The sequence below is a fragment of the Saprospiraceae bacterium genome (genome assembly GCA_016713025.1).
Classification (GTDB): domain Bacteria; phylum Bacteroidota; class Bacteroidia; order Chitinophagales; family Saprospiraceae; genus OLB9.
Genome location: JADJPZ010000004.1, coordinates 4,189,014 through 4,201,203 on the forward strand (window position 1 = coordinate 4,189,014; position 12,190 = coordinate 4,201,203).

General features: G+C 36.2%; 11 protein-coding genes and 2 pseudogenes. All 13 read right to left on the reverse strand.

What is annotated here, in order from left to right; all coding sequences use genetic code 11:
- Positions 1 to 38 precede the first annotated feature (38 nt).
- Positions 39 to 641: a hypothetical protein gene (locus IPK35_24225; GenBank protein ID MBK8056290.1), complete on the reverse strand. Its 603-nt coding sequence runs from the start codon at positions 639 to 641 to the stop codon at positions 39 to 41.
- A gap of 120 nt (positions 642 to 761) precedes the next feature.
- Positions 762 to 953: a hypothetical protein gene (locus tag IPK35_24230; protein ID MBK8056291.1), complete on the reverse strand. Its 192-nt coding sequence runs from the start codon at positions 951 to 953 to the stop codon at positions 762 to 764.
- Between the two features lie 4 nt (positions 954 to 957).
- Positions 958 to 1,428, reverse strand: coding sequence for a sigma-70 family RNA polymerase sigma factor (locus tag IPK35_24235; GenBank protein ID MBK8056292.1), 471 nt, complete (start codon positions 1,426 to 1,428; stop codon positions 958 to 960).
- A gap of 34 nt (positions 1,429 to 1,462) precedes the next feature.
- Positions 1,463 to 2,308 (reverse strand): alpha/beta fold hydrolase, encoded by an 846-nt coding sequence (locus tag IPK35_24240; protein MBK8056293.1) that lies wholly within the window; start codon positions 2,306 to 2,308, stop codon positions 1,463 to 1,465.
- 631 nt (positions 2,309 to 2,939) lie between these two features.
- Complete coding sequence (locus IPK35_24245) at positions 2,940 to 3,644, reverse strand: outer membrane beta-barrel protein (protein ID MBK8056294.1); 705 nt, start codon at positions 3,642 to 3,644, stop codon at positions 2,940 to 2,942.
- Between the two features lie 285 nt (positions 3,645 to 3,929).
- Positions 3,930 to 4,115, reverse strand: a complete 186-nt coding sequence (locus IPK35_24250; protein ID MBK8056295.1) for a hypothetical protein — start codon at positions 4,113 to 4,115, stop codon at positions 3,930 to 3,932.
- Positions 4,116 to 4,119: 4 nt separating this feature from the next.
- A complete protein-coding gene (locus IPK35_24255) occupies positions 4,120 to 4,557 on the reverse strand; it encodes a hypothetical protein (GenBank protein ID MBK8056296.1) in 438 nt (145 codons plus the stop codon).
- Entirely contained in the window at positions 4,554 to 5,414 is an 861-nt protein-coding gene (locus IPK35_24260) for a T9SS type A sorting domain-containing protein (GenBank protein MBK8056297.1), read from the reverse strand. Before IPK35_24260 ends, IPK35_24255 begins: the two co-directional genes overlap by 4 nt.
- 535 nt (positions 5,415 to 5,949) lie before the next feature.
- Positions 5,950 to 8,198 (reverse strand): annotated as a pseudogene (locus IPK35_24265) (multicopper oxidase domain-containing protein).
- A gap of 66 nt (positions 8,199 to 8,264) precedes the next feature.
- Complete coding sequence (locus IPK35_24270; protein MBK8056298.1) at positions 8,265 to 9,119, reverse strand: DUF3347 domain-containing protein; 855 nt, start codon at positions 9,117 to 9,119, stop codon at positions 8,265 to 8,267.
- Between the two features lie 12 nt (positions 9,120 to 9,131).
- Complete coding sequence (locus IPK35_24275; protein ID MBK8056299.1) at positions 9,132 to 9,359, reverse strand: heavy-metal-associated domain-containing protein; 228 nt, start codon at positions 9,357 to 9,359, stop codon at positions 9,132 to 9,134.
- Positions 9,360 to 9,456: 97 nt separating this feature from the next.
- Positions 9,457 to 11,870 (reverse strand): annotated as a pseudogene (locus IPK35_24280) (copper-translocating P-type ATPase).
- Positions 11,871 to 11,952: 82 nt separating this feature from the next.
- Positions 11,953 to 12,190: helix-turn-helix transcriptional regulator (locus tag IPK35_24285; GenBank protein MBK8056300.1), on the reverse strand; the 238-nt coding region annotated here is incomplete at its 5' end.

Below are 12,190 nucleotides of genomic sequence, written 5' to 3' on the forward strand. Positions count from 1 at the left end.
AAAAGAATTCCTTCAGCCCCGCTTTTGGCAATACCTTGTTAGCGGCTGGTGTTTACTTCGTCTTGTTCTTGATAGTTGTCAATTTGGTTTAGCAACTCCATAGATTGAAGAATAGGCTGCCATTCTTTACCTCTAAAAATCCACTGAAACCATTTTTTGTTTCGGTTTTCATATTTGATATTGAAAAATAACCACAAAGCAACCAGGGCGAATGATAAGGTAATCATTCCTTGCATTATCCATAACATCCAATTTTCGGCTACAAACATTTTAGCATTCCAATAAAAAGTAGTCCATAATGGAAGTTGTAAAAAAAGCAGTCGGGTTACATTTAGAGTAGATATTTTAAGTTTTGATATTTTTTCCTGAATAGTCAGTACAGGCTCACTAAAATCTATGCTGTTTATAAGGGCCAATTGATAGACATAAACACCTATGGCAATAGCAGTAAGCAATACTTGTATTGTTGCAGAAAGCAAGAAAAACAGGTTTGTTTCGCCTAAATGATGACTTAGTTCAGCTTTTAAAAGTTCTTGAATGCCATCTTTGTAAAGACCATTCATAACATTGTCAAAATCATTAAGAGACTTGACATCCTGAAGAAATTCAGAGAGATTAAGATTAAATTTGTTACTTTGCATAACTATTAAATTTGTTAGGTTAAAAAATGTGTCTGTACTTGGTCGCACAAACATATTAAAAAATTTTCCATCTGTGGGGGGTACCCCCCACAGATGGAAGCCTAACTCCTTGATACTAGTTTACACAATCTTTCTTACACTCCCAATGATACCTACAATAAGCGTCATAATTTTTATTGGTTTCATTGAAGCAAGAACATTTTGGGATTTCAACCTCGTTATTTCTTCAGTATTTATTTTGTTTACTTTGAGACTACTTTCCAATTTTTCATTAGTTGATTGCCAAAGTAATTTTAATTCTTTTTCGTTCATTGTTTTATGAATTGAATTGTGAAAATTTCTTTTTATGTTTCTCCTTGATACGTCCCAATTTTGTTCCTACATTGCTTACAGTTAACCCCATTATCTCCGATATTTCAGAGTGGCTTTTATCTTCTAAGTACAGAAACATTAGGGCTTTGTCAAGTTCGTTGAGTTCAGAAATGAACTTCTCTAAAAGGCTTAACTGTTCTTGCTTCTCAGTACTTTCTTCCTCTCTGATTGATGTAAGTTCCTCAACCAATGGAATATTTATATGCTGTCTTGTTACACTTTTTCTATAAAATGAAATAGAAACATTTAAACAAATACGATACAACCAAGTCGTGATAGCAAAAGTGTCATTGTACTTAGGCAACGATTTCCAAACTTGTATCATCATTTCCTGTAAAAGGTCTTGCCGTTCATCATCATTTCGGCAATAGGCTTTGGCAATCTTAAACAAAACGCCCTTGTGTTGTTCAATGATTTGATGAAACTTATTTTTTGTTCATGGTTACTTATCATAGTGCCGTAAACCATTTATTTATGAACTCAAATGCTTGTGAGTTATGCCTAATACCGGTGTGCGTAACGTTCTCTATGATTTGTACTTCGGCTTTACTGTACTCTGTTACAGCATTTTTCATTGCTCCCGCACTGAAAGCCTCGTCTTTTCTGCCAATCAAAACTAACATTGGAACATTTATCGATTTTAAACCCTGCTTGTAGTTGTCTGGTGACATACTCATATTTGCTCTATATGTGTACTTTCTTAATGGCATATTTTCAGGCAAATTAAAAAACAATACAGGCAAACTGTCGTGGGAATGATTACCAATTTCATTGAACATTTTTAATCCAATTATTCTCGTAAAGTGAATTTTCATAAAAGGTTCCGACTCACTTGTTTCCGTTGGTGGTGTTTGCGGAATAGCGGGTGAATTGTGCCCCAAAAGTGGTGCAAACAATAAATATCCGTCAACTTTTGTTTTATTATTCTGCAGTGCATAATTCAAGGCAACGCCACCACCCATAGAATGTCCTGCAATGATGATTTTCCCATTGGGTTTCTCTTTACGGATTTCTTTAATAATGTCTGCCAAATCATCAACATACTGATTTATGTAGTCTACATCTCCTGCCTTGCCTTCTGACTTTCCGTGTCCCCTTAAATCAATTGCAAAAACCTCCGCTTGTGTTGCCTCTTGCAACAATCCTGCTGTCTTATTATACAAATATGCAGTACTTGCCACACCGTGAATAAGAACAATTGTATTTTCTGATTTTTTTAGGCAATAGATAAGCAAATATTTTCCTTTTGTCCCTAACGGTGAAGTAGTAGTCGTTGGATTTATAAACCTGTTCAAAGCCCATCTCTTTTATGGTCTCTGGGTCAATTTTCGATTGCTGGGAAGGCTTAAAAGAAGGCTCAGGCATATTGATAAGTTTGGTTGCCTCTATAACCAAACTATCTTTATTTCCCTTGAAATATTCGTGCAGGATGCTTTGTCCCGAAGCGGTTGTAACAAATAGAAAAAGTGTTACGATTGAAATAATTTTTGTCATTCTCATTTTGCGAATTATTAAAAGTGAAACTTGATTTACCTAATTATTCGCAACGACTGTCAAAAAATCACAGTCAGGGTCAAAATATTTTTTATTTTCACTGTGTAAGGTGTCTTTTTACGCTTGCCACTAACGTCCAGCACTGGCGACGGACGACCGATAGGGAGTCTGTACGTCCAGTGCATTGTTACTGGTCGTTTTTATTGTTTTTCAAAGGTAACTCTTTTGACCATTCCACAAATCAAAATTCTAAAATCTTTTTATCTCCTGCGTCCCGCTTAGTAATCTTTAAATCTCATAATCTTCATCCCGTTTTGATCTCTTCTAATGACCAGTAACGGTTGGCTTGCTGCCGTGCCGCCGTGCGTTGGCTTTGCGGGTTGGCTGTTCGGCGGCATGGACAGCAAGCCTTTGTTCTCTGCTGTCTTCTTTTTAGATTTTATATGTCAATCCCATTCTTATCATTTCGCTATATGCTTCATTTGTTCCACCATCAAACCCAGATTTATAGTTTATCAGTCCCTTCGAATATCCTATGTATCCTCCTATTTTATTTTTTTGGATTCCGATTTGAATTCGGGGACGAAAATCGAATTCAATAGTTTTTCTCTCTCTGCTGGTTTCGTATTCTCGTAATTCAGATTGTGCAGTACCTCTTTCGTTTCCGTTGATACAATATCCCAAATCAAATCCACAATCAAAAAATAAAACCATCGATGACTTTTTAAATTGATAACCAAAACTTGGAAAAGCATTAACAAAACTTGAATTCAAATTCGTTTTACCACTTGCCGATACAGTTTCATTGATATTATCACTATGTTGCCATACTGAATTTATATCGATTCGGCTTCTCAAAATTTCATACCCTAAATCAATCCCAAATCTTAAATTTGATTTGGTAATTCTTCTAATATTTGCCGATATGCCATAGGAAAATCCATATTTGCTTCCATAGGGATTATTAGTATAACCATCTTCCTTGTCAAGGTTGTAATTTATTTGTTCAGATTTTTCTGCTGATTCACCTGTATATCTAAAAAAACCTGAATTCAGATTGATTCCAAATTCTGTTGATTGCCCAATAGCATTCAAGCTCAGGACAACAAGAAACATTGCGATAATTTCTTTTTTCATGTTCTTTTTTTTTTGGTTGCAGAGAACGCCTAGCACTGGCGACGGACGACCGGTAGGGAGTCTGTACGTCCAGTGCATTGTTACTGGTCGTTTTTATTGTTTTTCAAAGGTAACTCTTTTGACCAACCCACAAATCAAAATTCTAAAATCTTTTTATCTCCTGCGTCCCGCTTGGCAATCTTTAAATCTCTTAATCTTCATCCCGTTTTGATCTCTTCTAATGACCAGTAACGTTTTGGCTACCTGACGTGACGACGATAGGAGTCATGTACATGGTAGCCTGTGTTATGGCTTCGTGATTCTTGCTTTTTTATCTGCTTCTTCTAGTTCCTTCATTATGTCACGATCTTTTACGAACTCTTTTGCCCATTGCAGTTTCTCAACGAAGAGTTGTTTGCCTTTTAATTCTTCTGTAAGGTTTTTATCAACCTTTCCCATTATTTTTACTTTTTTTGGACTTTCTTTTAACATGATTTTACTTTTTAGCTATAAAAAATGCTCTATAATCTTTCCCTTTTATGAAACGTTCAATTTCGCCATCTAGTTCGCCATAAAGTATAAATTCTTGATCTATAAAGTCAAAAAACATTGTCAAATACCTTCTATAGAGCCTTGTCCTTGAATGAGTACTACCTTGGGCCAATACAACAGTACCAGAATATGTGGCAAAAAAATCGAAAATTGTTGAAGCAACCGTTGCCAATACCTTTTCCGTATCTTTATTATCGGTAATTATTAGATCGTCGATTGTTCCTAATGCTCCATTTCTATCACCAAAGGCAAGGTTGTATAATGGTCCTTCAACATGTTGATAGATTACAAGTTTTTGAATATAGCCTTTAGGTCCAACACTTGTAAAGCTAAAAGTTAGAACATCATCAGTAACTAAAGTATTGTATCTCTCTAAATTCATTTCTTCAAAACCTTATATCTATGGTCTCCGACCACAAAGATAAGGATTCCGGATGGAAGTTCAGACAGATTTATGGTGTTTTGTCCTTCGGAGATGTCTTGTTGTTTGTATAGTTTGCCGTACACATCCATGATTTGAAGTGTTGTTGTTTCAGATGTAGTGATGGTTACTTCTGATGTGGCGGGATTTGGGTAGATGTTTATGTTGCTGTCTTCATCATATCTCACACTGGCTATATCGCTGTAGCTGTACTTACCATCAAAGTCCACTTGTTTGATGCGGTAGTAGTTCATCCCGAAGGATGGCGATGTGTGGATGTACTCATAATGTTTTGTTGCGTTGTAGGTGCCATCGCCTGGTATATCTCCGATGGGTGAGAAATTGCTACCATTTGGACTATGCTCGATGATGTATTTTTCGTTGTTGATTTGGGTGGCTACAGACCAAGTGATTTGGGTTGTTTCGTTTTTAATAATGGCAGATGTTGGTGAGTGCCAAATTACAGGCATTGCAGCCACACAAATATCAAAATTTACAGCACCACTGGCAGCGCATCCGTTTTGATTACCTACCCAACTAATATTTCCCTGCCCAGTTGATATTGGTTTAATTTTTACTTCATCTCCTGGGATAAAAATTCCGCTTGGAAATGGGACTCCATTTTTAAATATCTCTATTAAAGCCCCAGCTACCGCAAAATACGAACCACTATTTGGGACTATAAAAACAACACTATCAATACCCAAACGAGCACCAGTAGGCGTACCAGCAACACACTCGAATTTAAAAGCTGCGCTTATTGCATTATTAAGACATTGAGAATTTACATTTTCTGAGAAGGAAATCAAAAAAATCAATAAAAAATAAACTTAAACATACCGTAAAACTTTTGATGGTTAAAAAATCGTCAAAAGTTACCGCTCATTATTGGATTGGGAGACCACTTATTCACCAATGTGTTGAAAATCTTGATGTACTAGGTGATTTTCTTTACGAAGGTTGGTCGGTTGGTCGTTTCTTACTTTCATGAGCCATAACGTTTTGCAGCTACACGCAGGCAGGGATTTTTAGCACTAAACTTCCTACGAAGAACTGAACTTTAAATTTAGCACTTTCCTGTCATACGAAGCACGAAACCCCTGCTTGCTTGTAGGTGCTGTTATAGCCAGTGGTTCTTGTCGTCTGTCCTTGTAAACCATTGTGATTGTTGAGATTCAGTGTCAGTGTCATTGTCTGTTGGGTTGTGCGTTGCGTTTTTTATTTTTTTGAAGGGTCGGTAAATTTTTTAAAACAATTTTGTCTTGCGTTGGCTTTGCAAGCTCTTTGACAAAGCTTTGGTCTGCGTGTTGGCTTTGTGGGGCTTTGGCAATGTGCTTGCAAATTGGGTAGCAATTAATAATTTAATGTCAGTCCAACTCCAAATCCCATATCGCTATCGTAGTGTGTTCTAATCCCCATATTTCTATTTATGATATAACGCAAGTCAACCATAAATTCTTTGTCTGTATTTACCATAAAACCAGCTCTTATTCTTTTCGTAATCGGTATATCTTCTCGCATTAAAGAAAGTCGAACAATTCCATCGTGATACACTTCTGCCTGAAAATTCACCAACATTGGAAGCGTGTACATAAACCCTAAACTTACAGCAGTTCTGTTGTCTTTTTTATTTACTTGTCCGAATAAATTTTCTTCTTGTTCATCAATTCCCATTTTTCTGTAACGCCAATCAAAACCAATAAACGGCATCAGCCATTGCATTTTTCCAATGTATCGTCCTATATGTGTTTCGGTTTCATAGCCGTGCATATCATTGTAGCCTAAACGCCATTCTGAACCTATGCTCCAACGAGTGTTTTGTAACATTGCCATTCCATCGTTTCCGTTGGTAGCAAAATCGTTGTCTGCCATAAAATGAAATTTACGGTCGTCTGCAAATAGTTTACGTTGAGCCAATTTAGGATTTGTTATTAAAGGATTTGGAGCTTGATTTTCATAAGTAAATACTCTGCCCATACCACTCATCATATGGTAGAGAATATGACAGTGAAAAAACCAATCGCCTTCTACATTGGCGTTAAATTCCAATGTATCGGTTTCCATTGGCATAATGTCCACAACATTTTTAAGGGTGCATTGGCGCCTTGACCATTGAGTAAACGAAAATCGTGTCCGTGCAAGTGCATTGGATGTCGCATCATAGAGTTGTTATATAAAACGATACGAACATTTTCACCTTTTTTGATTAGAATTTTATCAGTTTCAGATATTACTCTATTATCTAAACTCCAAACATAGCGGTTCATATTTCCTGTTAGTGTAAATTTTAACTCTTTTACGGGTGCATCTTTTGGAAGTGAAGTATTGTTGGGTGATTTCAACATTGCATAGTTTAACGTAACAATATCTGCCAAAGCATTGGCGTTGTATCGGTTTGGGTCGTTATCACTTTGTTTTGGTTTGCTGTCTCCAGTAATTTCCGGATACATTACCACATTCATATCCATTTGATTTAGGCTCATATTCATTCCCATATCGTCCAAATCGCCATTCATTTTCATCATATCATTCATCATCTTCATTCCTTCAAAATACTTCAATCTTGGTTGTGATGATTTCAGTTGTTTTATGCCGTTGCCAATGTATAATGATGCAGAATTGGTTCTGTCTTCGGTGGTTGCCAAAAATTCAAAAGCCGTATTTTCGGCAGGAATAGTTACAATAATATCGTAGGTTTCAGAAACAGCAATAATCAATCTATCTACTTCAACAGGCTCTACATCGTTGCCATCATTAGCAACTACGGTAATTTTTCCACCTGCATAAGTAAGCCAAAAGTAAGATGAAGCACCACCATTTGAAATTCTTAAACGCACTTTGTCGCCTGCCTTTAATTCCTTTCCGTCAATTATTGAAAGGTCGGTAATGGATTTGCCATTCATCAATATTTTTTCGTAATACACATCGCTTACATCCATTGCCAACATTCGTTTCCATTCGTTTTTGAGTTTAGTTTTGAAATGCCCAGCTTTAATGGCTTCTGCATAACTTTGAACGGCATTTTTTTTCAATGCTGGGTAATCGTTGGCATTATGCAACATTCTGTGAATGTTTTCAGGTTTTAAGTCTGTCCATTCGCTTAATACAATGGGAACGGTAGGTAAATCATCAATTCCCTTTCGAAATGTTTTGTCATCAGATTTTTTGAGCATTATAAAATTGCCATACATTCCTATTTGTTCTTGCAAACCCGAATGACTGTGATACCAATGTGTGCCATTTTGAATAATTGGAAAACGGTAAACGTGTGTAGTATTTGGCTTGATTGGCATTTGCGTCAAATTAGGAACGCCATCTTCTTTGTTGGGTAAAAATAAGCCGTGCCAATGCAAAGATGTTTCTTCTTTAAGCAAATTATGAACGTAAATTTCTGCTGTGTCGCCTTCTGTAAAGACGAGCGTTGGCATAGGGATTTGTCCGTTTACGGCTATGGCTCTTTTGAATTTCCCAGTAAAGTTTACCAAAGTGTCTTTTACATAAAGGTCGTAACGAACTGTTTTTTGAGCGGATATATTATTACTGACCAATAGTAAAAATACTATCGGCAGCAATTTTTTTGAAAGAATATTTTGTAGAACCATTTTAAGATTTTCATTTGTTGAGTTTAAGAAATGGCGTAACCGTTTTCGATTACGCCAAATTGGAGTTTATTTAATGGTTTCTACTGTTTTGCCACAAGTAAGCATTTGCGAACCGTAGTATGGATTTTTTACTGCGTTTTCTTTGCTCAACCAATTTGCTCCTTTACCATCGTTATACATTGGGCAATTTTGATAGTATATAGAATAATCCTGTTTACTGACTTTGAGCAAAGCATAAAAGTTTGCTGACAAATCCATAAAAACGACACGCTGTTTTTCTATAATTGTAGTAGCTGCAATTTTTTCGGTATTTGATTTTAAACTACTCATCACTTTCATCCAAACAGTGTGTTCTTCTGATGAGAGTTTTTCCATTTTAACCGAATTGATATTTGCAAGTACGTCTTTAGCTAATGTTGAAACTAATTTACCGTCTGATTTTACCAAAGCATCTTTTAAAGCAAAGTAACTTTCGAAAATCGTTTTCAGTTGATTTACTTCTTGCTTCGTTTCAACTACGTTTTCTTGATTGTGCATTGAGTGGTCTTCAATAACTGCGGTTGAAACAATTGCCGTTTTGTTTACCCTTTCGTATTGGCAACATCCAGCAAGTTTACTATACACATCATCTGGAGCGAGGAATTTGTCGCTATCATAACCAGCCAATGCAATACGTTTCAAAATTTCATCTTGATTTGTTTTGGTGCTGTCGTATGTGATTGTTGCCATTTTAGTGTCTTTGTTCCAGTCCACATTAGCAATCTTCTTTACACTTCCTGCTGTTTCAATGGTCTTTTCACACATTTCACAGTTACCATAAATTTTTACACTCTCAGTTTTAGTATTTTTAATTTGAGCATTACAAGAGGAAAATGAAAATAGCAATATAGTTGCTGCTGATATTTTTGAAATTAAGTTCATATCTGTTATTTTTTATTGGGTTAATAATTCAATTTTGAATCCTGCTTCCTTTACTTTTTGCATTACTTCTTCTTCGGTAATTCCTTCGGAATGCACAGAAAGAATTTTGTCTTTGCTTGCGGTGTCCACATCCCAATGACAGATGCCTTCACCTTCATTGAGGAATGGAGTAACTTTAGCCACACATCCACCGCAGTTGATGTTGGTTTTGAATTTTAATGTTTTATCGTTCGTTTTCATTTTAATGTTTGTTTAAAATATATACTGCAAATTTCGCAAGCATTCAGTCTAAATCCATTGCTGTATTTTTGAATTGATTTGTAACATTTACGTCTGATTATTTTTTATACTTCAACCACAAACTATTGCTTACTACACTTACACTGCTCAATGCCATTGCTGCACCTGCAATCATCGGGTTAAGTAAGAAACCGTTAATCGGGTATAAAATACCTGCTGCAATAGGAATACCAATCAAATTGTAAATAAATGCCCAAAACAGGTTTTGTTTAATGGTGCGAACTGTTGATTTTGATAAATGAATTGCTTCGGGGATTTTTGTAAGGTCTGATGAAATGATAGTCATTTTAGCTACATCCATTGCAATGTCGCTTCCTTTGCCCATTGCTATACTCACGTCTGCTTGTGCCAATGCTGTGCTGTCATTGATACCATCGCCAACCATCGCTACAACCTTTCCTTGTTGCTGCAATTGTTTAACGAATGCGGCTTTATGTTCAGGCAGTACTTCTGCTTTGTAATGTTTGATTCCAACTTTTTCTGAAACAGCTTTGGCTGTCATTTCATTGTCGCCTGTGAGCATATAAACTTCAATGCCTGATAGCTGTAATTCTTCAATTGCCTTTTTTAGAAGTTGCTTTAATCTGGTCAGCTATTGCTAATATGGCTATTGTTTTTTTTTCGTATTGGCAAACCAAATTACTGTTTTGGCTTCATTGCCCCATTGATTGGCTTTTTGAGCAACCGCATTTTCAATCAAAATTTCATTTTCTTGTATCAGTCTTTTGTTTCCAATGAAATAAGTTATACCGTCAATCTCAGCTTTTGCTCCTTTTCCTGTGATACTTTCAAATTGAGTTATTGAAACGGTATTCTGATTTTTTAAATGAGAAACAACCGCATCTGCCAATGGGTGTTCAGATTGTTTTTCAATGCTGAATAGTATTTGTTTTAATATCGGGGTTTCTTCAGTCCAAAAATCATTCGTTACAACAGGTTTACCTTCTGTGATGGTTCCTGTTTTATCGAGTATTACAGCATTTACCTTTTTTGCTAACTCAAGACTTTCTGCATCTTTAATTAAGATTCCTTTTTCAGCTCCTTTGCCCACACCAACCATAATTGCAGTCGGAGTAGCTAAACCTAAAGCACAAGGACAGGCAATAACCAATACGGTAATAAGAGCTAACAATCCCTGAGTAAAGCCATTGTCTCCGCCAAAGATGTTCCATACTATAAATGAAGCAACGGCAATTACAATTACAATGGGCACGAAAATTCCTGCAATTTTATCCACCAATTTTTGGACAGGAGCTTTACTGCCTTGTGCGTCTTGCACCATTTTGATAATGTGTGCAAGCATAGTTTCACTGCCTACTTTATCGGCTTTAAATTGGAAGCTACCTTTTTGATTAATAGTTCCCGCAAATACTTTGTCGTTTTCATTTTTCAACACAGGAACAGGCTCACCGCTCAACATACTTTCGTCTACAAAAGAGCTTCCGTTAATTACTATTCCATCTACCGCAATTTGCTCGCCTGGTTTTACCACAATTGTATTACCTATTTCAACTTGCTCAATGGGGATTTCCATTTGATAACCACCATCCTGTACAATCGTTACTGTTTTTGGCTGTAAACCCATCAATTTCTTTATTGCAGATGAAGTATTTCCTTTGGCTTTTTCTTCCAATAGTTTACCCAATAATATAAAGCCAATGATAACAGAAGCAGCTTCAAAATAAACGTGAGCGTGTAATCCCCTTTCGTGCCAAAATTCAGGAAACAGTGTGTTGAAAACACTGAAAATGTAAGCAACACCTGTGCTTAATGCCACCAAAGTATCCATATTGGCAGATCGATGTTTGGCTTGTTTCCAAGCATTGATGTAAAAATCTCTCCCTAACCAAAATAAAACTGGGGTACTTAAAAACCACATTATTTCATTCGCAAAGGGCATATTCATAAAGAACATTCCGATTACTACTACAGGAATGGATAGTATCAACGCCCAATAGGTTTTCTTTTGAGAGTTTTAAAGTTTTCTTTCTGAATATGCTCAATGGTCTCATCACCAGAAGGACTTTCATCAATTAACAAATCGTAACCAATACTTTGAACAACTTTTCTCAAATGCTCTACTTGTATCAAACTCGGTATAAATTCTACTGAGACCTTTGCATTTGCATAATTCACGCTTGCATTCACAACTCCTGCCTGAGATTTAAGCATACTCTCCACACTAATCGCACAAGAAGCACACGTCATTTGTAATACAGGGAATGATTTCTTTACGGTAGTTACTCCATAACCCAAATCTCGAATAGTTTTTACAGCTTCTGAAACTGTTTCCCGATTTTGAGTTTCAATGATTGCTTCCTTATTGTTGAGTTCCACTCGGTGTGATTCAACACCATTAAGTTTTGCCAATCCATTGTCCACAATTAAAGCACAGTGTTCACTTTCAACGCCTTCAAGTGGTATCCTAAATTCATTATTATTTGTTGCCATACCTTTTTATTTAATTACAAGGCAAAGGTGGCAACATTACATTTCTTACCCGTTACCTGATTTTGGATTGTATTTGTAACATTTACACTTCGTCTAGTGGTTTGCGCTTTATTTCCTTGATATTCTTAAAGTGAGTAGGGGTAAGTCCTGTAACTTTTTTAAACTGATTGCTCAAATATCCAACACTCGAATAATTCATTTGATAAGCAATTTCGCTTAATGATAATTCGTCATAAACCAAAAGTTCTTTCACCTTCTCAATTTTTTGAGCAATGAAATATTTTTCTATAGTCGTTCCTTCAACTTCGGAAAACAGATTT